Raw genomic sequence first — 24,119 nt, 5'->3', positions numbered from 1 at the left:
CCCATCTCCCCATCTCCCCACCTCCCCATCTCCCCCTGGAGCGATTGAAGAAATTATCAAAACTTACTACAATAGAATATACGCCGTATTACAGCAAGTTACCTCCTTGATTCAAGACGAAACCCTAGAGTTACTGGAATGGCCGCGCCTGTGTCAGCACCTCTCGACCTTCGCGGCCACGAAATTGGGAGCGATCGCCGCCCGTCAGTTTCCCCTACCCGAAACCCGAGAGGAAAGTTTAACCCTGCTGGCGCGCACGAGAGAAATTCACGATTTAGAACAGCGTTTAGACGGAAAACTATCCTTTGACGGCATTACCGACATCGGTGACGCGCTAGAGAGAGCGAAAATCGGCGGGATGTTGTCGGGACAGGAATTGATGGACATCGCCACCACCCTCGCGGGAACCCGACGGCTACGACGGACGATCGAGGAACGGGAGGGAATCCCCGTTTTACAGGAATTGGTCTCGGAAGTTCGCACCTATCCGGAGATAGAACAGGAAATCCATCGCTGTATAGACGAAGACGGGAACGTGTCCGATCGAGCGAGTCCGAAACTCCGAGAGGTTCGATCGCAGATGAAGGTGATCCGGGAGCGAATTTACCGAAAATTACAGGATATTATCCAAAAACAGAGCGGGGCGATCCAACAGGCCGTGATCACCCAACGGGGCGATCGCTTCGTGATTCCCGTCAAAGCGCCGCAAAAAGACCAGGTTCCGGGCATTATTCATGATACCTCTAGCACCGGCGCGACCATTTACGTCGAACCGAACGCGATCATCGAACAGGGCAACCAACTCCGACAGCATCGCCGAGCCGAACAACTCGAAGAAGAACGCGTACTGCGGGAGTTGAGCGACACGATCGCCACCGCGCACGAGGATTTAGAATACCTACTGGCGATCGTCACCACCCTCGATCTCTCCACCGCGCGCGCGAGATATAGCGCGTGGTTGGGGGGCAATTTCCCGCGATTCACCGAACCCGACGAACCGATCACCCTGCGACGGTTACACCATCCCCTCCTCGTCTGGCAGAAACAACACGAACAGGGAACCGAAGTCATCCCGATCGACGTACAGATTAACCCCGTTACCCGCGTCGTCGCTATCACCGGCCCGAACACGGGAGGGAAAACGGTAACGTTAAAAACGCTAGGATTAGCGGCGTTAATGGCGAAAGCGGGGCTATACGTTCCCGCGCGCGAACCGGTAGAGATTCCGTGGTTCGATCGAATTCTCGCGGACATCGGTGACGAACAATCCCTACAACAGAGTTTATCGACCTTTTCCGGCCACATCCGTCGTATCGTCCGCATTCTAGAAGCCGTCAATTCCTCCTCCCTCGTCCTCCTCGATGAAGTCGGCGCGGGAACCGATCCGGCCGAAGGAAGCGCCCTAGCGATCGCTTTACTGCAAGATCTCGCCGATCGAGCGCGATTAACCGTCGCCACCACCCATTACGGCGAATTAAAAGCCCTCAAGTACCAGGATCAACGTTTTGAAAACGCGTCGGTAGAGTTCGACGATCGCACGTTATCGCCCACCTATCGCCTATTGTGGGGGATTCCGGGGCGTTCCAACGCGCTAACGATCGCCCGTCGTCTCGGATTGGCGGAGGAAATCATCGAGACCGCGAGAGAACGCGTTGGCGGCTTCTCCGAAGAGATTAACCAAGTGATCGCGGGCTTGGAGGCGCAGAGACGGGAACAGGAGCAAAAAGCCAAGGAAGCGAGTAAATTACTCCAACAAACCGAGAAATTCTATACCGAAGTTTCCGAGAAAGCGGCCTCGCTACAGGATCGGGAGCGGGAATTGAAGCGGCTTCAGGAACAAGAAGTACAGAAGGCACTCCAGCAAGCGCGCGCGGAAATCGCGGCGGTAATCCGGCAGTTGCAAGCGGGGCCGAAAACGGGTAACGACGCGCGACAGGCTACGGAAGAACTCAACGCCATCGCGGAAAGGGTTTTACCGAAAGTCGAGAAACCCCGATCGAGTTACCTGCCGAAAGTGGGCGAGCGCATCCGTCTACCCAATCTCGGCCAAACCGCGGAAGTTCTCGCGGTGAACTCGGAAGCCGGCGAGGTGAGCGTTCGTTTCGGGATAATGAAAATGACGATCGCCATGACGGAAATCGAATCCCTCGACGGGCAGAAAGTGGAAATCGCCCCGAAACCCGCTAAAGTCGCGCCCCCTCCGCCCCCGACGACGAAAAAAGAAGATCCGCTCATCCGCACTTCTAATAACACCGTCGATATCCGCGGATCGCGAGTTGCCGAGGCGGAACCGGATCTGGAAAAAGCGATCGCCCGCGCCACTTCTTCCGGGATGTTGTGGATTATCCACGGCAAAGGAACGGGAAAACTTCGCGAGGGTGTTCACGAATTTCTCGAACATCACCCGCAGGTGAAACGCTTCGAGTTAGCCCCCCAAAACGAGGGCGGATCGGGCGTTACGATCGCGTATTTAACCTAAATCGGGAGGCGGGGAAATGTTGGAAAATGGGTTATCCTTACAGGCGATCGCCTCTTTACCCCCGGAGCGACGAAAAGAAATCCTCGAACCGTATATCGATCGAATCGCGGAAGATTTCCAAACCGATCCCGAACTCGCGGAATTCGAGATTTTAGATATAGAGGATCGCGATCGAGAGTATGACGAATCCTAAACGTGGCGAGATCTGGCTAGACAACCCTGTATCCGTAACCTTCGCCTTACCGTCCGTCGAGTCATCGAGTTACTGGCGACTTATGAGGATCGAAACGAGCTACGTCAAGAATTTCCAGAATTAGAAGACGAGGATATTCGGCAAGCCCTACTTTTTGCCCTTGAAACGAACTTCTCGAAAACGGTCATTCGCTCCGATACAATTACTAGAAAGCGCGAGTGAGATACCCGCGCTTTTCCGTTACCGGCTCGGTCGATCGTTATCCAACACGCTTATCGTTGGAAAATGATTGTAATTATTTACGTGGTGCTTGGGGGTTTTTTGAATGTCCTCCTTGATCTGGTCGAGATCGATATAGCGATCGGCTACGTTAATTAAACTATCGCTCGTCATCGATCGCAGACTGACGACCTCCACCCGCGCGCCGCGATAACTCACCGAATCGGCCGCGTAGGCTAGATCCCCGTCCCCGCTGACGATCACCGCGGTATCGTAGGAACCCACCAACGCCATCAGATCTACCGCGATCTCCACGTCGAGGTTGGCTTTTTTCGAGCCGTCCGGCAGTTGTACGAGATCCTTGGCGATCACCCGGTAGCCGTTGCGACGCATCCAGAGAAGGAAACCCTGTTGTTTCTCGTTGGTGCGATCGACCCCCGTGTAAAAGAAGGCGCGCAGGAGACGGGAGCCGGCCGTCAGACGACAGAGAAGTTTCGTGTAATCGATCTCTATGCCCAGTTGTAGCGCGGCGTAGAATAAATTCGAGCCATCGATAAAGATCGCTACCCTGCCGCGGTTTTCAAGCACTTGTTCGGGGGTGAAAACGGGATCGGTGTCATAATCATCAAACATATTCTATTTCCTCTTTTGTTAAAAGTGATCGAGCGGATGACCGTAGTTTTCATGGAAGCGAATGATCTTAAAAATAGAGAGATTAAAAAATTCTTTTTTAAGAATCGTTTAACGGGAGTTCTAATTTAGAAAAGATCGGTTCGGGAATGCCTAACTGTTGATTCGTCGGTAAACCCCATCGACCGTGTTCGTCGAGGGGCGCGGCCCGATCGACCGACACGGGATCGTCAAAATCGATCGAGAATCCCAGTTGTTGGTAAATCTTGCCGCTCAGGGTCGGAATTATCGGGGATAGCAAGTAGGCGGAAAGTCGGATCGACTCCAGGACGGAATACAAGACTAACTCTACTTCCGCTTGTTGTTTTTGTTTAAACAAACTCCACGGCGCGCTATCATCGATAAATTTGTTCCCGGCGCGGATTAGGGCGAAGATCTCCTCACAGACCCGATTAAAGTGTAGCGAATTATACTCGCGCGTGACGGTTTTCGCTAACTCCACACCGATCACTTTTAATGTATTTTCCGGCGGGACATCTTCGCCTGTCAACCGGGGAGGCGTATTTTGACAGTATTTCTTAACCATTCCCAAAGTTCGATTCAATAGATTCCCCAGATCGTTAGCCAGATCCGCGTTGAGAATGTTTACAAATCGCGTCTCGTTAAAATCGCCATCCTGACCGAATTCGATCTCTTTGACGAAATAGTAACGGACCGCGGATTGGCCGTAACGGGCGACGAGATCGAAAGGATCTAGCGTGTTTCCCGTACTTTTGCCCATTTTCCGCCCGTCCTTGGTTAAAAAACCGTGACCGAACACCCGATCGGGCAAAGAGAGGCCCGCGGACATCAACATCGCCGGCCAGTAAATCGCGTGAAAACGCAGGATATCTTTGCCGATCAGGTGTAGGTTAATCGGCCACCAACGGGCGAGGGCGTTTTCGAGGGTGGGTTCCTCGTCCGGTTCCAGTAAGGCCGTGACGTAACCGAGCAGAGCGTCAAACCAGACGTAGATCGTGTGAGCGGGGTCGTCGGGAACGGGAAAACCCCAGGCCACGTTCACCCGCGAGATCGAGAAGTCCTGGAGTCCCCGATCGACGAAACCGATCACCTCGTTGCGGCGGCTTTCCGGTTGGATAAATTCCGGGTTCTGCCGGTAGAGTTCTTCGAGTCGCGATTGGTATTTCGAGAGACGGAAAAAATAGTTTTCCTCGTCGCGCCACTCCGCTTTCAAGTTAGTATGTATGGGACAACAGCCATCGTCTAGGAGTTCGCGTTTTTCCTTGAACTCCTCGCAGGCCACGCAGTACCATCCCTGCTGTCGATCGAGATAGATATCTCCCGCTCGCCAGACGCGTTCAAAGAACTCGTTGACGATCGCCCGATGTCGGGGGGAGGTGGTGCGACTGAACCGATCGAAGCGGATGTTTAATTTCTCCCAGAGATCGAAGTAAGCCGTGACGATCCGATCGCAGTGTTCTTGCGGCTGTAATCCTCTCGCGGTCGCGGTTCGCTCGATTTTTTGACCGTGTTCGTCCGTTCCCGTGATGAACAGGACGGAATTTCCCTCCAGTCGTTTCCATCTCGCGATTACATCGGCTACGATCGTCGTGTAGGCGCTCCCGATGTGCGGAACGTCGTTGACATAGTACAGAGGTGTTGTTAAAGCGAATGTTTGCCCTGGATTGCGCTCGATCATGAAAGTGAATTTTTAAATGGATGAGCCTGCACCCATCGAAAGCGAGGGGAAGACGGGATCGGATGAATCCATTCTACGATCGTCTATTTCCGTTTTAACTTTCCGTCCCGCTCTCTCGCAATAAAAACAATCTTAAAGCCGATTTTTTTTTCGCGATGACTTTGCTCACCCCCCTGTCCGCGTCCCGTCTACTGCTCGATTCCACCCGTACCGGCCTCTACACGGAAGGCCGGCAGAATATCCCCTCGGAGGGGGTGGCGATCGTCGTCAGTAATCACCGGAGTTTCCTCGACGCGCCGATCCTGATTCAAGCGCTCGGACGTACCGTTCATATCGCCTGCCATCACTACATGGGGCAAACTCCCCTCCTGCGCGAGGTAGTGAACGAGCTAGGCTGTTTTCCCTTCGACGTGCCGGAAAAACGTCACGCCACCTTTTTCGATCGGGCCACCGACTACCTGAAATCCGATCGATGGATCGGTCTGTTTCCGGAGGGGGGTTCGCCGATGATCCACCTGACCGGGCCGCGGGAGGTCGGCACTTTCCACCGGGGATTCGCGCATCTCGCGCTCCGCTGTCCGGTGGAGAGGATCAGCGTCGTTCCCGTGGCGATCGTCTCGGAGTCGGAAAGCGTGTTCACGGCTTTCCCGGTGCGTCTCTTGCGGCTGTTCGACCCGAGCGAACCGCTGTTCGATCGCCCGGACTGGCATCCCGTGGTCGTCTATCATCGAGTGAGAGCCTGTATCGGTCGCCCCTATCGGGTCAGCGATCTCGATCGCCAGGAGTACCGGGGTAAACAGGGCAAACGGGTGATCGAACGCGTGATCGCTCACTGTCGGGATGAAATCACCGGTTTACTAGAGAAAGGATGAAAGAACAGTCAGTTCGTTGGTTTTTCCCCCGTCCTCCCCGCCCCGATTACCCCCTCTTCGTTTTTCTACCGGGGATGGACGGTAGCGGGCAGTTATACCACCGGCAGATCGCGACCCTCTCCTCCCATTTCGATCTACGCTGTCTGACGATCTCCCCGCGCGATACTAGCGATTGGGACGAGTTGGCCGACGCGGTAATCGACTTACTGGAGGAGGAACTACGCCACAAGTCGGAAAAACTCTATCTCTGCGGGGAATCTTTCGGCGGCTGTCTGGCCTTGAAGATCGCGATTAAAGCGCCGAAAATGCTGAAAAAGCTGATTCTCGTCAATGCCGCTTCCTCTTTTAACCAGCGACCGGTTCTAGGATTGGGAATCGGCATCACGCAATATCTGCCGGATTTCCTCCACCGGGGTTCCGCGCTGGCGTTATTGCCCTTTATCGCCTCCCTGAGCCGGATGTCGGCCGAAGATCGCCGCTCTCTCCTCAAAGCGATGCGTTCCGTCCCCCAGGAAATCGTTAGCTGGCGTTTGTCCATGCTCCAGCGTTTCCGGGCCGGTTCGATCGAGTTGTCCCGCTTGCACTTCTCCGTTCTCGTGGTCGCCAGCAAGGGCGATCGACTCCTCCCCTCGGTAGCGGAAGGACAGAGACTCGTTCACCAGCTACCGAAAGCGAAATTGGTTATCCTACCCGAAAGCGGTCACACCTGCCTTTTAGAAGCCGATATCCATCTCAAAGAAATCCTCGGCGCTCACGGCTGTCTCCCCCGGAATTTACCCGATCGGTTGCAGAAGTAGATCGGGAGATGGGGGGATGGGGAATCTTTTCGGCAAAAGACTACTTTTAACGTCAGTTCGGGATAAGCCAGAATCGAGATCCTCTCCTTCGAGTCATCCCGAAATCTTGTCAACTCGCGGTGATGTCGCGCGTGGCCTTGTGCAGGGGGTCCGGGGGAGGCACCCCTCCCCCGGTGGGGGGTTCGGGGGGCTAGTCCCCCGAATAAGACTCGGCTTCTCACCGAAAAATCGTCAAATTCCGATCCCGAACTGACGTTACTTTTAATTTATTCATTTTTTCCCCTTTCCCTTTCCCCTTTCCCTTTTCCCTTTCCCCTTTCCCTTTCCCCTTTCCCCTTTCCTCCTGCCTCCTGCCTCCTGAACCACCCGAAAATATTTGAATTTTGCCAGGGGGAACGTTGGGGAAGCTCCCGCCCGTATAATCGAGCTACAACGATTACCCCCCGGCCGATCGCCCGAACCGATGACGCTAGATCCCGTTTTTTCGCCCCGTTTAGAGGAACTGCTCGATCGCTCTCCCGTTTTCGTATCGCCGGAGACGACGCTCTCGATCGCCTACCGACAGATCCGCTCGCGAGGGTACGGATTGATCGGGGAATCGGGCGAATTCCCGCGGATCGTTACTTTGAGAGAGATACTGCGCGGGATAGATGACGGGCGCGATCCGGGGCGATCGACCGCGGGCGAGATGGCGGGATCTCGGACGGACTATCTTTTCGAGAGAGACTTTGAAGATATTTTCCGCCTCGCGCTAGAGATCTCGCGAAAGAAAATGCGGTATTTACCCGTTTTTAACGATGAAAAACAGCTATTAGGGGTAATTACGCCTAATAAAATGATTTCCGTCCTGAAATCCGCCTCGATCGCGCGATCGACCCCGGTATCGGCAATCGTCAATTCCCGTTCCGTCACCGCGGCCGCGAATACCCCGACGCGCGAGATCGTCCGCTTGTTGAACGTCCATCAAACCGATCTCGTGATAATCGTCGATGGAGAGGGGAGGGCGATCGGTTATCGTACCGCGAACGGGGCGATCGGGGAACTCGATCGCCCCGCGGGAGACGGGCTAAACGCGTCCGGTTTCGCGCGCGAGGACGAGAGTTTAGACATCGTTCTAGAGAGGCTGGAAACGCTCGAACAAGAGGCGTTACCGGCGATCGATGCCGACGGAAAACCGACGGGTTCGATCGGTTATCTCGAAGCGTTACGGGTTTTCGATCCGGCGCGTCTCTACCGGGATCTGGAACGCCAACGACAACAGACGTTGCAATCGGAAGAACAGTTACGGTTGATTCTAGACAACGCTCCCAGCTATATATATATTATCGACGAGAGCGGGATCGTGCATTTTATCAATCGGGTTCCGGAGGGGATGGCGCGCGAGGAAGTGATCGGGCATCACACGGCGGAATCGGTGGAACCGGAGAGTAGGGCGAGCGTTCACGAGGCGATCGAGCGAGTTTTTACCACCGGGGAAACCGTTAGCTACGAGAAAAGCGGACTCGGTAATCATAGCCGCGTCGCCCACTATCAAACCCGTATGGCGAGGTTCGATCACCCGCGACTGGGCAAAGCGGCGATCGTCATCACCACGGATATCACCGATCTCAAGAATGCAGAACTCGCCCTACGAGAAAACGAGGAGAAGTTCCGACAGTTAGCGGAAACGCTACCGCAAGTTTTCTTTATCTACACCCTCGATCCCTACCGATGTTTGTATATCAGCCCCGGTTTCGAGAAATTGAGCGGTTTTCCCTGCCGGACGCTGTACGAGAACCCGACTTTCTGGCTGACGCGGATTCATCCCGACGATCGCCAGAGAATAGAGAGGGCGGTATGGCGGGAGATCGAGGGGTATCCGGTAGACGAGGAATATCGGGCTTTCCGCGCCGACGGGCGGATGCTCTGGGTACATAATAAGAGTTTCCCGGTGTTCGATGAACGGGGACGGGTTAAGCGAACGGTCGGGTTCGCCGAGGACATCACGGATCGAGTTCACCTGAAAATCGCCCTCGAACAGGTGAGTCAGGGAATCGCCGCTTACACCGGGGAGGATTTTTTCTCTTCTCTCGTTCGCTATCTCTCGGAGGCGTTAGGAGCCGATATCGTGTTTATCGGCGAGCTAATCGAAACGGGGCGATTACAAATGCTCGCCGTATATGGAGACGGGAAAATTTTACCGAATTTCGAGTGCGATCTGGTCAATACTCCCTGTCAAACGGTGATCGGGCGACAGGTTCAACATTATCCCGAGCGGGTTCGGGAACTTTTCCCGAATGTCGCGATCTTGCGGGAGTTGCGGGTGGAGGGTTATTTGGGAATCCCGTTGTGGAAGTCCGATCATCAACCGATGGGAGTCCTGGGGATTTTCCATCGATCGCCCCTCCACGATCCGAAACTCCCGATCGAACTGTTAAAGATCTTCGCGGTGAGAGCGAGCGCCGAGTTAGAGCGTCAATCGGCGATGAAGGCACTTTTTCAACTCAATCAAGAGTTAGAATCGCGGGTAGTGAAACGCACGCGACAACTAGAGGTTTTATTGAAAGAAATTCACCATCGGGTGAAAAATAATCTGAATGTTATGTCCCATCTTTTGGAATGGCAATCGCGTCTTTTATCCGATCCGGAGACGAAAGCGATCTTCCAAGAAAGTCAAACTCGTATTCAAACGATGGCGCTTATTCACGACCAACTCTATCAAACCGGTAATCTGGTCGAGGTGAATTTAACCAACTATATCGAACAGTTGGTGAATAATATCTTTTTTACCTACGGCTACGGGAGGGAACGCTATCGATCGCTTCTCGATCTCCAGCCGATCGAACTCTCCCTAGAAAAAGCGATTCCCTGCGGTTTAATTATCAATGAACTCTTGACAAATATTTTTAAATACGCGTTTCTGGATGGGCGTGAAGGTCAGATCCAGATCTCTCTATCTCTGACGAGTAATCGATCGATACATCTCAAAATTCACGATAACGGGGTGGGAATTCCGAGCGATTTTGACTGGCGAGAAAGTAAGACGCTCGGCTTAAAGTTGGTACATATTCTTACCCGCCAAATCGATGGTCTGATCGAACTCGATCGCTCCTCGGGAACCACGTTTCATTTAATTTTTAATCCTTGAATGATAGGCAAAAGGCAAGCTCTTGCCTCCTATAATTTCTTCGGTCTCGAAGCTAGAAGCTGTCCGATCTTGGCCACTAATTCCTTCAATTTGATGGGTTTGCCGAGATAATCGGTAGCGCCGGCGTTCAGACAGTTCTCGCGATCGGCCGGCATGGCTAGAGCGGTCAGGGCGATAATCGGCGGGTCGATCGGGTCGCCCTGCCCGCGGATCTGCCGGATAGCCTCTAAACCGTCCATCTCGGGCATTTGAACGTCCATCAAAATCAGGTCGGGCGTTTCCGATCGAGCCAGGGCGACCGCTTCGGCCCCGTTTTTCGCGAGGATCAGACGGTAGCCCCTCGCTTGTAGATACCCGGAGAGCGTCATAATGTTCGCGTCGTTGTCTTCCGCGAGTAAAATCAACGGACGCGATCCCGTTCCCTCGGTCGAGTCGGTTTCCGGGTTCGAGAACGTTTCGATCGCTAGATTTTCGTCCCCGGCGATCGCCGCCGACAGCGGACAGGTCGGGGCGGCGACGGGAAGATCGATCGTGAAACAACTGCCGGAACCCAATTGACTCGTGACTCCCACCCGTCCCCCGTGGAGTTCGACGATCCGTTTCACGAGGGCGAGTCCTAAACCCGTCCCCGAGTATTGACGGTTCAGCGCGCTATCGATCTGGATAAACGGCTGGAACAATTTATCGAGGTTTTCCGGGGCGATGCCGATGCCCGTATCGATGACGGAGAAGCGCAGGAAAGCGATCGCTCCGGACGGTTCCCCCGGACAAACGGCGATCGCCTCGGGGAACGCGGGAGCGGCGGAAATTGCCGGGCCGGGCCGATCGACCTTCAGGCGGATACTTCCCCCGGACGGGGTGAACTTAACGGCATTATTGAGCAGATTGATCAGCACCTGACGGACGCGCCGTTCATCGACGAGTACATCGGGTAACTCTCCGAAAAGTTCGATCTCCACGCGCACGTCTTTTTTTAACGCCTGTTGTCGGATAAAAGCCAGGCTAGAGCGACAGAGGGGAGCGATCGGGGTAGGCGCGAGGTCGAGTTCTAATTGACCGGCCTCGATCTTGGAAACATCGAGGATTTCGTTAATCAGTTCCAGCAGGTGGGAGCCGCTCCGCTCGATCGTCTGGAGCGCCCGACCCTGTTGGGGGGTGATCCCGCCGAAGATCCCTTCGGTCATCGCTTCGGCCATGCCGAGGATCGCCGTGAGGGGGGTGCGGAGTTCGTGGCTCATGTTGGCGAGAAACTCGTCTTTCAGGCGGGTGGCGCGGGCGAGTTCTTCATTCGAGACGGCTAATTCTCGGTTACGTCGGGTGAGTTCTTGTTGTGCCTGTTGTCGCTCGCGCAGTTCCTGTTGTAATCGATCGAACAGCGTGGCCTGCTGGAGGGCGATCGCTAACTGATCGGCGATCTGTTGGAGTAATCGGGCTTCCGATTCTTGCCAGACGCGCTTTTCCCGACAGGCGTGAACGGCTAACCCCCCCCAGGGCCCGCGGGTTTCCCTCGTCGCGGCCCGACTGCCGATCTCGTCATCGAGCGCGTCCCGGAGGATCGGGGCGACGATCGCCGACCGGATTCGACCCTCGCGAACGTATTCCGCGCGGCGATCGTTCGGGAGATCGGCGAGCGCGTCGGCAATAATCCGGGGGGTTCCCCGTCCTTGGCCCGCGAAAGGCTCCCGAGCGCCCGCCTCCTCTCGCCAATCGAAGTGTTTGAGCGAGGGAAAGTCACCGGAGACCGATTCCTCGACGATACGATCGCTACCGTCCGGGAAGAACCGGGCGACGATCGCGCGATCGGCGCTCAAGACCTCTCGAACCTGTCGCGTCACCGTGACGAGAATCTCCTCGATATCCAACGATTCGCGGATTTTTTGCACGATCGCCCCCAGGGTTTCCTGTTGTCGGAGTTGTAGGGCGATTCTCGCTTCCGCTCGTTGTCGCACCGAGAGTTCGGTCTGAACCCGCTCGTAAAGATCGGCCTGTTGGATGGCGATCGCCAACTGATTGGCCAGCTGTTTGGTAAACTCGATCTCGAACTCCTGCCAGTGGCGGACGGTCAGGCATTGATGGACACAGAGCAGTCCCCATAAGGTCTCGCCGCAGAGTAAAGGCATCACCAGATTCGCCCGCACCTGGAACCGCGCGAGAATGTCCGTGTGACAGGTACTCAGTCCCCCGCTATAAATATCATCGACCGCGTGACACCGGCCGTTCGTGTAGAGTTGGGCGTAATTATCGCCGAAGCAGTGGTCGTGTACGGGAATCCCCAACACCGAGGGAAATTCCCCGACCACCGATTCCGCGACAAATTGCCCGTCCTGGTATTGGCAGTCGGGCAAGAACTGGAAAATGCCCACCCGATCGGCCATCAGTACCGCGCGGATCTCCCCGCAGGCGGTATCGAAAATCGTTCGCAGATCGAGCGATTGTCGGATGCGTTGGGTGATCTCCCGCAGGAGCGTTTCCCGGCGCGCCTGTTGGCGGATAACCCGCTCGGCCTGTTGACGCTCGCGGATGTCCATCAGGGTCGCCCGACTGTAGAGATAGTTCCCCCCCGCGTCTTTAACGACGGTCGCGCTGATCAACGCGGGCAGGATCGAGCCGTCCTTGCGGATCAAGTCGCATTCTATATTCTGGATCCACCCCCGCTCTTGGAAAAGCGGCCAGCCTTCCCGACAGTCTTGCCGGCTCGACGGCGAGAGGAAATCCCCGATCGAGCGGCCGAGCATTTCCTCCCGGCTGTAGCCCAACCATTGCAGTTCCGTCTCGTTCACCTGGATGAAGCGGCCTTCGGCATCGAGGGAATGATAGCCGCAGGGGGCGTTATTGTAGAGATCTTCCACCTCGCGAGCGTATCGGGCTAGGTTCTCCCCGGCCTGTTTCCGCTCGGTGATGTCGTGGTTGATCCCCACCATCCGCGCCGGTCGGCCCCGCGAGTCCTTCTGTACGATGGCGATCGAGGCGATCCAGCGGATCTCGCCGTCGGGTCGGACGATCCGGAATTCGGTGTCGAAAGCCCGATCGCCTTGAAGAACTTCCGGGAGCGCGTCATCTAGCTCGGGTCGATCGTCGGGATGTACCCGCTCTAACCAATCTTGATAGGTAAGAGGACGATCGAGATCCCGCAGGCCGTAGATCTCGTACATCCGCTCGTCCCAACTCAACTCCCGGCCTAAATTCCAGTCCCACGTCCCGATCTTCCCGGCTTTTAGGGCTAGATTCAGTCGATCGGAAAGATAGAGCGATCGCTCTTCGGCCCGTACCTGTTGGGTGATGTCGTTACCGCAACCGATCCAGCGGACGAGTCTACCCCGTTCGTCGTACACCGAGGACAGGCGTAAACCGATCTGGACGCTCTCGCCGGTCTTGGAACGAACGCGGACTTCCGTTTCGTAACTACCGTCGCTCGCTAACGGTTCGAGTACCCGTCTCGTGAACTCGTCGGGGTCATCGTACAGAAAGTTGATGTTTCGCCCGATCGCCTCGACGGCCGTGTAACCGTATAGTCTTTCCGCTCCCCGATTCCAACTAATAATCATTCCGTCTACATCGGTGGAAACGACGGCATCGCTGATCTCGTCGAGAATTTGCGCCTGTAGACGTAGGGTGGCCTCGGTGCGCTTGGCGGAACGGATGTCGCGTCCCTCGGCGATCAGCGTGACCACCTCTCCCGATTCATCCCGGAGGGGACGCAGGGAAAAATCGATCGGGAAGGCCCGATTCTCCGCGTCGAGTATCTCCACCTCGTACCGGATAAATTCCCCCCGGGCCGCGCGGGCGATCGACTCCCGCAGACGATCGCGCGTTTCCGCCGAGATATCCCACCAGGGCGTTTCCGCGAAGGGGCGATCGACCACTTCCCCCGCTCGTAATCCCCTAAAATTCAACGCCGTTTGATTGACTTCCAGTAGTATCCCGTCCGGGGTGAGTAAGCTCGTAAAATTAAACGTATTGTTAAAAATCCCCCGAAATTTTCGCTCGCTGGCCGCTAAATCTCTCGTGCGTTCTTCTACCTGTTTTTCTAGGGTCGCGTTAAGGGTTTGGAGTTCGCGCATGAGGTTCGCCTGTTGGATGGCGATCGCCGATTGCACCGCTAATTCCCGCGCGAACCCGATATCGCTCTCCTCCCAGCGATAAAAAGTCCCGCAAAAATGAACGACGAGCAGACCCCAGAGAGAATCGGTAGTACCGTGGGGTAGGAGAATCGGTACGACCAGATTGGCCCGCACCTGAAACCGTTCCAGTAATTGCCGGTGACAATCGCTCAAGTTCGCGGTGTAGATATCGTCCGCGACAAAGATTTTCCCCTGTCGGTAGTCCCCCCCGAGATTTTCCCGGAAGCAGGTATCGACGATACGCTCGTTCAGGCAGGCACTCCACGGGGGGATCACCGACTCCGCCACCACCATCCCGGACCGATCGGGGGTAAATTGGAAAACGATCGCCCGATCGGCCCGGAGAAATTCCCGCGCCTCGCGGACGATCGCCGTCAGCACCTCGTCGAGATCCAGGGAGCGCCGTATCCGTAGGGCGATTTCCCGGATGACCTCAGCCTGTTTTCGCGCTCGTTCCTGTTGTCGGACCCGGAGAGCGCGCTCTCTCACCTGCCGGACGCTGGCACACAGGGAAGCCGCCGTCAGTTCCTCCTTGACCTGATAGTCGGCCGCCCCCGCTTTCATCGCCCGCGCCGCTACCCGTTCATTCTCCCGATCGGTGAGCGCGATCGCGGGCAACTGTCCGTCGGGGCGATCGACACGGATCGCGTCTAAAAATTCCCGTCCCTCGCCATCGGGTAGCGATCGATCGAGTAATACGATGTCCGGCCTCGTCGAATACCACAACGCTAAACCCGTTTCTAAGGTGTCGGCCTCCAAGATCTCGCACATCAAAGCGTCAGATTCGAGATAACGCCGATAAATCGCGCGATCGCTCTCGGAATCGTCCACGATCAATATCTTGAACGGGGAGAGTACAGACCTCGCGGAGTCGGCATTCGAGAGGAATTCGGACGGGGAAGACATAGGTAGATGGGCGGTAGATATAGGGTCAACTCGATCGGCTCTTCCAGGCTAGATTGACGGGAATCGCGAGAGATAGACGGTACGAACTCCCGATCGATTTCCCGATCCCGACGGAAGTGGCCCGATGGTCGCGATCGCCCGAACCGACCCGGAAGGCGATCGGGGATTCTCGGGACGCGAGAACCGCGAAATTAACCGAAGTATTCCATTCTTATTATTCCCTCACCGCAGGGAAGAATCGGGAGAAGACAATCGTTACAAATTGATAAGCTCCCGACAAGAGCGATCGATCTGGAATCGGCGAGCGAAAAGCTCCCGCTAAAGTTCCCCGAACCCGACTTCCCGCGGGAGTTTTCCCGATCGATCGTCCTCGATCGGGAGAGAGAAACGGAAACCTTGACATCGAGAGCCGTAACGATTTTCCAAAAACAAAGAGAGAATTGCCGATAACGCGCAAAGATTATCGAGAGCCGTAACGATTTTCCAAAAACAAAGAGAGAATTGCCGATAACGCGCAAAGATTTCCGAATAAGGCTTTTCCCCTTCCCCTTTTTCCCGGGTACTTGAGGTAAGGTATAAAGATTGACCCCGATCGATCCGTTATGCTCCTGACCTGGCAAACTTTCACCCTCCATAAACGCGTTCCCCTCACCATCAGTCGGGGAACCACGAGCGAGAACACCAATATCTGGATAAAAATCCACGCGGACGGGATCGAGGGATGGGGGGAAGCCTCCCCGTTTTCCGTGAGTAGCGAGGAAAAAAATCCCGCTAAACTCCTGCAAGAATTGGAATCGATCGCCCCGATTCTCGAACCCTTTCACCCTCTCCAACGGCAGGAAATCGAGGAAATTTTCCGGGAAAATTCGCTCTCTTCCGCGACGCGAGCGGCGATCGATACCGCCCTTCACGACTGGCTCGGCAAAAAAGCCGATCTCCCCCTGTGGAAACTCTGGGGACTCGATCGAACCCGCGTCCCGGCCGTCTCCGCGACCATCGGCATTAGTTCCCCCGAGAACGCCCGGAAACGGGTGAAAGATTGGCTAGAGATCGGCGATTTCCGGTTACTTAAAGTCAAATTAGGTTCCCCCGACGGTCTGGAAGCCGACAAAGCCACCCTTCTCGCCATTCAAGAGGTCGCCCCCGATCGCCCCCTCACCGTCGATGCTAATGGCGGCTGGACTCTTGACAATTCAGTTAAAATGTGTTATTGGCTCGCCGAGCGAAACGTGTTGTACGTCGAGCAACCCCTACCCGTCGGTCGGGAGTCGGAACTCGGGGAACTGCGGGATCGATCGCCCCTACCGATCTTCGCCGACGAAAGCTGTTTTAGCGCGGCCGACATCCCGCTCCTCGCGCCCGTCGTCCACGGCATCAATATCAAACTCATGAAAGCGGGCGGATTGAGTGAAGCCGTAAAAATGATCCATATCGCTAAAATTTGCGGCTTACAGGTCATGTTCGGCTGTTATTCCGATAGTAGCCTCGCCAATAGCGCCCTAGCCCAACTCGCGCCCCTCGCCAACTATCTCGATCTCGATAGCCATTTGAATTTAGTCGATGATCCGTTCGCCGGAGTAAGCTTAGAAGGGGGTCGCCCGGTTCTCAACAACAGACCCGGCCTCGGCGTGACATTACGAGTGAAAAATTAATCGATGAGCGATTATCTAACCCCCGATCGAAGGGTTGCCATCCTACTCCACGAGGGACTTCAGGGAACGCGGGGAAAAACGGGACTCAGCTATCTACGCTACGGGACGGCTCCCGTGGTGGCCATTATCGACGGACAGAGCGCCGGGCGAAAACTCCGGGAAGTGGCCGGGATCGAGCGCGACATTCCCATCGTCGCCAACGTTCGCGAGGCGTTATCGTTCGCGCCGGATGTCCTGCTGATCGGCATCGCCCCGTCCGGAGGGGTATTACCCGACAGTTGGCGCGCCGAAATTCAAGACGCGGTAGACGCGGGGGTATCGATCGTCAACGGCTTACACACGCCCTTACAGCCCCTATTTCCCGATTTAAAACCGTCCCGGTGGATCTGGGATATCCGGCAGGAACCGAGCGGCTTACAGGTGGGACAGGCGCGGGCGCGCTCGTTGAATTGCCGGCGGATTCTCACCGTGGGAACCGATATGAGCGTGGGCAAAATGTCCACCAGTATCGAGTTACATCGCGCGGCGCTAGAGAGGGGAATCCGATCGGGATTTCTGGCCACCGGACAGGGGGGCATCATGATCGCGGGTTCGGGGGTTCCCCTGGACGCGGTGCGGGTGGATTACGCCGCGGGAGCGATCGAGCGCTTGGTTTTAGAATCGGCGGGAGATCGGGAGATTCTCTTTATCGAGGGGCAAGGCTCTCTCCTGCATCCCGGTTCGACCGCTACCCTGCCCTTACTTCGCGGCGGTCAACCGACGGGATTAGTCCTCGTCCACCGGGCGGGACAAGTTCACGTTAAAGATCTGCCCGATATCCGGATTCCCCCCCTCGCGGAAGTGGTGCGACTGTACGAGACGGTCGCGGGCGCGATGGGAACCTTCGGCGAGGTGAAAGTGAGGGCGATCGCCTTAAATACTTTTCATCTGGAGGAGGAGAAAGCTAGAGAGGCGATCGAGCTTGTGGAGAGGGAAACGGGCTTGTTCTGTACCGACGCGGTACGCTTCGGCTCCCGATCGCTCCTGGAGAAAGTTTTTCACCCCTAGACAATTTTCGCGAAAAATTTTGTTTTCACACGGCGATGAAAGGCTAAAATTCAGCCAAAGTCAAACGCGATATTATCAAAGACATTTCAGGAAGACTTGCCAATGACAGAGGTACAACGGGTAAAGGTCGGGATCGTCGGCGCTTCGGGATACGGCGGCGTTCAACTGGTACGGCTTCTCCAAGATCATCCCCTCGTGGAGATCGTCTATCTCGGTGGCGACAGTAGCGCGGGCAAACCCTACAGCGACCTGTACCCCCATCTCGGCTCGATCGTCAATCTCACCGTCGAAGCGATCGATCTCGACCTCATCGCCTCCCGCTGTCAGGTGGTTTTCCTCGGTTTACCCAACGGGTTAGCCTGCGATATGGCTCCCCAACTCATCGAGAAAGGCTGTAAGGTTCTCGATCTCTCCGCGGATTACCGTTTCGCCGATCTCGCCACCTATAGCAAATGGTACGGCAAGGAACGGCACGATACGGCGATCGCCGCTACCGCCGTCTACGGACTGCCGGAACTCTACCGCGAGGATATTAAAAACGCCTCGTTAATCGGTTGTCCCGGCTGTTATCCGACCGCCAGTTTACTCGCCCTTTCCCCCCTGCTCAAACAGGGCTTGATCGTGCCGGAAACGACGATTATCGACGCGAAATCGGGAACTTCCGGGGGCGGTCGTCAGGCCAAGATCAATATGTTGTTAGCGGAGGCCGATAGCTCGATCGGCGCGTACAACGTGGCGGGAAAACACCGTCATACCCCGGAAATCGAGCAAATCTGTAGCGATCTCGCCGGTCACGAGGTTAGGGTACAGTTTACCCCGCATTTAATGCCGATGGTCAGGGGGATTCTCTCCACCGTCTACGCGACCCTCCGCGATCCCAATCTCGTCCGCGACGATCTGATCACGATTTACAACGCGTTCTATCGTTCCTCTCCCTTCGTGAATATCCTCCCCGGTGGCGTGTACCCGCAGACGAAATGGGCCTGCGGGACGAATCTCTGTTATCTGGGGATCGAGGTCGATCGCCGCACCGATCGGGTGATCGTCATGTCGGCGATCGATAACCTCGTCAAAGGTCAATCCGGCCAGGCGGTTCAATGCCTCAACCTGATGATGGGTTGGGAAGAATCCCTCGGATTACCCCGGTTGACTTTCTATCCGTAAGTTAGGGGGAAGGAGTCAGGAGTCAGGAGGCAGGAGTCAGGAGGCAGGAGGCAGGAGGCAGGAGGCAGGAGAATAAATAGATAGATTTCTCTTCACCTCCCTCATCCCCCTCACCTCCCCCATCTCCCCACTCCCCACTCCCCACCTCCTCGCTTCGGTTTTATTTTTGCGGTACGAATGGGTACTCTCAGGAGTGGGGTCAAGAAGTACGGCGATCGTCATCGCGGTCAGGTAGGATCGGACACTGAAAAGCCATCTCTCGTGGCGCTTTAACTCCTGACTCCCGGCTTCTGACTCCTAACTCCTGTTAGATTTTCACGAACGCTATGAGTATCAGTATCCTGCGAATTGGCGCGATCGCCGCTAACGGGTTTCGCGAGGTTATCCGCGACCGAATTCTTTACTTTATCGGCTTTTTCGCTTTATTAATGGCCTCCGCCATGCGGTTCCTGCCGGAAATCTCGGTCGGGACGCACCAGAAAATCTTTCTCGATCTCGGTTTGGCCGCGATCGGTCTGCTGGGGGCGATCGTGGCGATTTTTGTCGGGACGGGGTTAATTAACAAGGAGATCGAGAAACGTACCGTTCTCGTCCTGATCCCGAAACCCCTGAGCCGGGCGGAATTTATTATCGGCAAACACCTGGGATTGACGGCGGTTCTCGCGGTGATGCTGGCGATAATGCTGGTCATTTACCTCGTTTTATTGATGGGGATGAAGGTGACTTTTCAGCCGATCCCGCTAATTATTTCTATCATCTATCTAGGGATTGAATTATCTTTGCTCACGGCGGCCGCCCTCGCGTTCGGTGTTTTTACCAGTTCCATCCTGGCGACATTACTCAGTTTCGGGATCTATGTGATGGGTCATATTAGTAAGGACTTGATCGAACTGGGTATTCTTAGCAAGAATCCGAATATTCTCGCGGTCACGAAAAATCTCTATCTCGTCCTTCCCGATCTAGAGCGATTGAACCTGAGAAACGACGCGGTTTACGGGATTTTACCCGGCTCGGATGTCTTGATAGGTAACGCCGTATACGGTCTTGTGTATATCGCGTTACTGTTAGCGATCGCGATCCTCATCTTCTCGCGACGGCAATTCTAACTACCCGACTTTTTTCGCGAAAAAATTTCGCGATTTTTCCCTTTTTCCACTTCGATAAGCGGACTTATTTGGACCAATACGGTACTATGGATGGATGACGATCGATTTTCATCAACTTACGGAAGTACCTTCTAGTGACTCAACCGCTACAGCAGACCGATCTAGATGCCTCTCCCTTCCCTTTAGACACGATCCGGGAACAGATTCTTGTCGGCGAGCGCTTACTAGAAAACACGCTCCGGATTTTGATCGACGCGTTCGGGGCTACCGATGGCGCGATCCTCGATAGCGATCTCGATTCGGGAAAAGTTCTCTATCGAACCTCGATCGAGGCGGGAAATAGCCCCTCGATCGAATCGAGTTATTTTCTCTGTCAATGTCTTCAGAATCGTTTGTCGGGGGGGGAAACGATCGCGCTCTCCCGACGGGAAGGCTCTTTTTCCCCGTTTTTAACGGCCTCGCTCGAGGACGAATCGATCGACGCGCTGACGATCGTTCCCTTACGGGTTCAACACCCCTCGATCGACGCGACCGAATCGATCGCCATCGGTTTCTTGTGTCTATACTACCGCGATAATCGGCCGCGTCCGTTCGTTTCCCCGTCCGATAGCACGATCCAACACCTAACGGGACAGTGCGCCCTTCTCCTGCAACAAGCGCGACATCTCTCGAAAATCGAGCGGGAATACCGGGAGAAACAACAGCTACAGGCGGATCTTCACGGCAGAATCCAGGAATATCTCGCCCACATCACCCACGAGTTACGCGCGCCCCTCGCGGGGATTCTCGGCTTCGCGCGGATGCTCCAGGAACAGATCTACGGTACGCTGACCGATAAACAGCACCAGTATATCGGGGCGATCGCCAGTTCGGGAGAACATCTACTATCTTTAGTCAACGATTTTCAAGATATTTCTAAAATTGAAGCCAATTTCGAGGAGATTTTTCTAGAAAGGTTGGTCGTCCGGGATATCTGTCTCGCTTCCCTATCGATCGTTCAGGTGAAAGCGGAGGAACAGGGACTCGATCTACAATTACAGATCGCCCCGGAAGTGGATTTCTGTCAGGCCGATCAACAGCGTTTGAAACAGATTCTCGTTAATTTACTCTCGAACGCCATTAAATTCACGGAAATCGGCTCGGTAACGCTAAAAGTCGAACCGAAAGGCGATCGATTAACTTTCTCGGTGATCGACACCGGCATCGGCATCGCGCCGGAGGATCAGGGAAAACTCTTCCAACCCTTCCAACAGATTCAAAGTTCCCTGAGTAAAAAACACAAGGGAACCGGTTTAGGTTTAGCCCTCTCCCGCAAACTCGCCCGACTCCACGGGGGCGATATCTCCCTAATTTCCGAGAAAGGTAAGGGTAGTTGTTTTATTCTAGAGATTCCCCGCGGTTGAGATGGGAGAGATGAGGAATATTCATTTCCTGTTATTGTCTATTGCCTCCTGCCTCCTACTATCTATTCACCTTCCGCAGTCCCTTAGAAAGATAGGTGACGAAAAAAGCGAGAATTCCCGTCATGCCGACTTCAAAATAACGGGTCATGAGGATCGCGGTTAGAAATAAAATGGAAATTAGCAGGATAATTCTAGTTTTTTCCGATAATTTCATGTTTTATCGCCTCTAATTCCATTTCGATCGAGGATGGATCGTATCCTAACCCGATCGCCCTAGAAATGTCGAGGGACACATCCTTCGGCCGGGGCGCGCTCATGGGTACATCGGCTTGTAAACAGGCTTTCAGCGTGGCGGTAGGGAGGTTCAGAACCCTCGCCATCACTAAACCGAATTCATAACGGGAAACGCGCTCTTTTCCCCCGAGATGGAGAATCCCGCTTACTCTCTCTAACGCGAGTAATAATCCCCGCGTGATGGCGCGCGCGCTCGCGGGAGTCCGATACTCGTCGGTGAAAAGGGATAATTCTCTCCCTTCTTGCAGGGTTTTGATAAACGGTTGGATAAAACTGTCCGCGGTGGGGGAAGGGGAACCGAACATCAGCGGGAGACGACAGACGGCGGTATTCGGATACACTTCTAAAATGGCGATCTCGGCTTTTACCTTGTCCTCCCCGTAGATACTGACGGGGGAAACGGGATCGGTTTCCTTGTAGGGGGATTTTTTGCCATCAAAGACGAGATCGGTGGAGGTAAAAACGCAGGGAATCCCGTACCGGCTACAGAGTTCCGCGATCTGTCGGGAAGCGTCCACGTTAATCGCTCGCGAGATCTCGGGGGATTCCTGACAGAGATTCGGTTTCGAGAGGGCGGCCGCGTGAATTACCGCGTCGGGTTTCAGGGTGGCGAAGAGTTCGGTTAGGGCGATCGAATCGGTAAGGTCAATTTTTATTAAATTCGGGTCTTCGCTATTGACATTTTTCGAGAAGTATGTTCCGAAAGAGTTCCAGTTCGATCGAGTGTATCGGTAAATATGCCAACCCAGAAACCCGCTAACCCCGGTAATTAACAGCTTTTTCATAGAAACATCTTAAATCGTCAATTCTTGCCCGCTCTCGGTCGATTAAGCTTCGTTACAGTCTTTTTGGTGGGAACCGCTTCGTTAAGGTCTTTTTGTTGGGAACCGCTTCGCTAACCCACCCTAAAGTCTGTCTTTCGCCTCCTGCCTTCCGCCTCCTGCCTCCTGCCTCCTCAAAGATTAAAGCCGCGTTCGTAGACGAGAAATTGTACGCGCGGTTCGAGGGGTTCGGTGACGAGGCCGATTCCTTGGAATCCCCAGCGTTGCATGAGGCTTTTGAGTTGGGTTCCGGAGAGGGTTTCGACGGCGAAATTGTTGGCTAAATCCCGCGCGTGGGCGTTGAGGTAGCTTAGGGCATCGTAGGACTCTTTAAACAGTAGGATATATTGGGCGGGTGTCTCGGTTTCGCCCTTCCGGAGACGCGCCACGAGGTACTGTCCGTCCTGTCTCGATCGCAGGGAATAATGGGTTTCTGATAGCATGATTCTATTGTAGATCTTCCAGTTTAATTCTCGGATCGACGGCTTTTAGCAGTAAATCCGCCAATAAATTACCGATAATCAGCATGGCCGCGCCCATCATCAAACTTCCCATCACTAGATAGAGATCTTTCGCCTGTACCGCCTGTAAAATCAATCTACCCAATCCCGGCCAGTTAAAGAAATACTCGGCGATAAACGCGCCGCTGAGAAGGCTAGAGAACTCGAAACCGAGGAGGGTTATCAGGGGGTTAATGGCGTTTCGGAGGGCGTGGACGTATATTACTTTATTTTCGGGTAATCCTTTCGCTCTCGCGGTCTGTATATAATCCTGTCGCAGTACGTCGAGTAATTGCCCGCGCATCAGCCGCTGTAATCCCGCGAAACCGGTAATCGTCAGCGCGAGGGTGGGAAGGATCATGTGCCAGCCGATATCGAGTATTTTACCGATGGGGGATAGTTCCGAGTAATCGATACTCGTCATGTCACCGACGGGGAGTAAGGGCGAGAGATTTTGAGCGAGGATGAGCAGGAGTAAGGCGGTGATGAAACTGGGGAATCCTTGCCCGATATAGCTGATTACCCGGAAAAGTTTGTCTATGAATTGGTTTTGTTTGACCGCGCCGAGGATACCGAGAGGGATAGCGATCGCCCATGTTAGCACGATCGAGACGATCGCCATCAATAAGGTCGCGGGGATTCTCTCGACTAAAAGCGAGGAAACGGGACGGAAATAGGTGAAACTCTGGCCGAAATTAAATTGTGTCACCACCTGCCATAACCATTTGAAGTATTGCACGATGGGAGGGTCTTTTAATCCGAACAGGGCGATATACTGTGCCTTCGTCTCCGTACTGATTTTCGGATTGAGTTCCAAGGTCGCTAGAAAACCGCCGGGGGTGAGTTGGATAATCGCGAAACTCAAAGCCGAGGCGAGTAATAGGGTCAATAACCCCTGTAAAACCCGTTTGATGACGTATAGCAGGGTTTCACTCGTTACTAGGGATTGTAACCCCGTCGTCGCGCTCGATCGAAATTTACCGGTCGCCGCCATGATAGTCCGTGGTGTTCAAGGAATTTTTTCGGGGAGATTGGGGAGTCAGGAGTCAGGAGTCAGGAGTCAGGAGTCAGGAGTCAGGAGTCAGGAGT

General features: G+C 54.7%; 18 protein-coding genes. 11 read left to right on the top strand and 7 right to left on the bottom strand.

Annotated features, from left to right (window positions below; all coding sequences use genetic code 11):
- Window positions 1–106: 106 nt before the first annotated feature.
- From V0288_RS22340 to V0288_RS22330, 3 genes are read left to right on the top strand one after another with little or no spacing between them, the layout of a single operon-like run.
- Window positions 107–2,479: an endonuclease MutS2 gene (locus tag V0288_RS22340; protein ID WP_422662049.1), complete on the top strand. Its 2,373-nt coding sequence runs from the start codon at window positions 107–109 to the stop codon at window positions 2,477–2,479.
- Between the two features lie 16 nt (window positions 2,480–2,495).
- Complete coding sequence (locus V0288_RS22335; RefSeq protein ID WP_332867392.1) at window positions 2,496–2,672, top strand: hypothetical protein; 177 nt, start codon at window positions 2,496–2,498, stop codon at window positions 2,670–2,672.
- A 12-nt stretch (window positions 2,673–2,684) separates the two neighbouring features.
- Window positions 2,685–2,894 (top strand): DUF433 domain-containing protein, encoded by a 210-nt coding sequence (locus V0288_RS22330; RefSeq protein WP_332867393.1) that lies wholly within the window; start codon window positions 2,685–2,687, stop codon window positions 2,892–2,894.
- 18 nt (window positions 2,895–2,912) lie between these two features.
- Here the strand turns inward: V0288_RS22330 and V0288_RS22325 are convergent, their stop codons facing one another.
- Together V0288_RS22325 and metG are read right to left on the bottom strand one after the other, a co-directional pair.
- The gene (locus tag V0288_RS22325) at window positions 2,913–3,524 is read right to left on the bottom strand and encodes a LabA-like NYN domain-containing protein (protein WP_332867391.1); all 612 of its coding nucleotides are present in this window, start codon (window positions 3,522–3,524) and stop codon (window positions 2,913–2,915) included.
- Window positions 3,525–3,621: 97 nt separating this feature from the next.
- Entirely contained in the window at window positions 3,622–5,220 is a 1,599-nt protein-coding gene (gene metG, locus V0288_RS22320) for a methionine--tRNA ligase (protein WP_332867390.1), read from the bottom strand.
- A gap of 155 nt (window positions 5,221–5,375) precedes the next feature.
- Between metG and V0288_RS22315 the strand changes: the two genes are divergently transcribed.
- From V0288_RS22315 to V0288_RS22305, 3 genes are all read left to right on the top strand, one after another.
- On the top strand, window positions 5,376–6,092 hold the full coding sequence (locus V0288_RS22315) for a lysophospholipid acyltransferase family protein (RefSeq protein ID WP_332867389.1): 717 nt from the start codon (window positions 5,376–5,378) through the stop codon (window positions 6,090–6,092).
- Window positions 6,089–6,889 (top strand): alpha/beta fold hydrolase, encoded by an 801-nt coding sequence (locus V0288_RS22310; protein WP_332867388.1) that lies wholly within the window; start codon window positions 6,089–6,091, stop codon window positions 6,887–6,889. The genes V0288_RS22315 and V0288_RS22310 overlap by 4 nt, the downstream gene beginning before the upstream one ends.
- Before the next feature lie 463 nt (window positions 6,890–7,352).
- A complete protein-coding gene (locus V0288_RS22305; protein WP_332867387.1) occupies window positions 7,353–10,016 on the top strand; it encodes a PAS domain S-box protein in 2,664 nt (887 codons plus the stop codon).
- A gap of 29 nt (window positions 10,017–10,045) precedes the next feature.
- On the opposite strand, the gene V0288_RS22300 is transcribed toward V0288_RS22305, so the two are convergent.
- Entirely contained in the window at window positions 10,046–15,043 is a 4,998-nt protein-coding gene (locus V0288_RS22300) for a PAS domain S-box protein (RefSeq protein ID WP_332867386.1), read from the bottom strand.
- 602 nt (window positions 15,044–15,645) lie between these two features.
- On the opposite strand from V0288_RS22300, the gene V0288_RS22295 reads away from it, so the two are divergent.
- The 5 genes from V0288_RS22295 (at window position 15,646) to V0288_RS22275 (ending at window position 21,415) form a co-directional block, all read left to right on the top strand.
- A complete protein-coding gene (locus tag V0288_RS22295) occupies window positions 15,646–16,695 on the top strand; it encodes a dipeptide epimerase (protein ID WP_332867385.1) in 1,050 nt (349 codons plus the stop codon).
- 3 nt (window positions 16,696–16,698) lie between these two features.
- On the top strand, window positions 16,699–17,742 hold the full coding sequence (locus V0288_RS22290) for an N-acetyltransferase DgcN family protein (RefSeq protein ID WP_332867384.1): 1,044 nt from the start codon (window positions 16,699–16,701) through the stop codon (window positions 17,740–17,742).
- A gap of 102 nt (window positions 17,743–17,844) precedes the next feature.
- Window positions 17,845–18,906, top strand: a complete 1,062-nt coding sequence (gene argC, locus V0288_RS22285; protein ID WP_332867383.1) for an N-acetyl-gamma-glutamyl-phosphate reductase — start codon at window positions 17,845–17,847, stop codon at window positions 18,904–18,906.
- Window positions 18,907–19,232: 326 nt separating this feature from the next.
- Window positions 19,233–20,012 carry an ABC transporter permease gene (locus tag V0288_RS22280; RefSeq protein WP_332867382.1) on the top strand — a complete coding sequence of 260 codons (780 nt, stop codon included), beginning with the start codon at window positions 19,233–19,235 and terminating at the stop codon, window positions 20,010–20,012.
- Window positions 20,013–20,146: 134 nt separating this feature from the next.
- Window positions 20,147–21,415: a sensor histidine kinase gene (locus V0288_RS22275; protein WP_332867381.1), complete on the top strand. Its 1,269-nt coding sequence runs from the start codon at window positions 20,147–20,149 to the stop codon at window positions 21,413–21,415.
- Window positions 21,416–21,473: 58 nt separating this feature from the next.
- On the opposite strand, the gene V0288_RS22270 is transcribed toward V0288_RS22275, so the two are convergent.
- The 4 genes from V0288_RS22270 to V0288_RS22255 form a co-directional block, all read right to left on the bottom strand.
- Window positions 21,474–21,629: a hypothetical protein gene (locus V0288_RS22270; RefSeq protein ID WP_332867380.1), complete on the bottom strand. Its 156-nt coding sequence runs from the start codon at window positions 21,627–21,629 to the stop codon at window positions 21,474–21,476.
- On the bottom strand, window positions 21,607–22,494 hold the full coding sequence (locus tag V0288_RS22265) for an SDR family oxidoreductase (protein ID WP_332867379.1): 888 nt from the start codon (window positions 22,492–22,494) through the stop codon (window positions 21,607–21,609). The genes V0288_RS22270 and V0288_RS22265 overlap by 23 nt, the downstream gene beginning before the upstream one ends.
- A gap of 170 nt (window positions 22,495–22,664) precedes the next feature.
- The gene (locus V0288_RS22260) at window positions 22,665–22,973 is read right to left on the bottom strand and encodes a hypothetical protein (RefSeq protein WP_332867378.1); all 309 of its coding nucleotides are present in this window, start codon (window positions 22,971–22,973) and stop codon (window positions 22,665–22,667) included.
- Window positions 22,974–22,977: 4 nt separating this feature from the next.
- The gene (locus tag V0288_RS22255; RefSeq protein ID WP_332867377.1) at window positions 22,978–24,024 is read right to left on the bottom strand and encodes an ABC transporter permease; all 1,047 of its coding nucleotides are present in this window, start codon (window positions 24,022–24,024) and stop codon (window positions 22,978–22,980) included.
- Window positions 24,025–24,119: the final 95 nt, after the last annotated feature.

The sequence above is a fragment of the Pannus brasiliensis CCIBt3594 genome, from assembly GCF_036688125.1.
Lineage (GTDB): Bacteria > Cyanobacteriota > Cyanobacteriia > Cyanobacteriales > Microcystaceae > Pannus > Pannus brasiliensis.
Note: the sequence above shows the minus strand (reverse complement) of the source record. Positions and strands in the feature narration are given on the sequence as shown.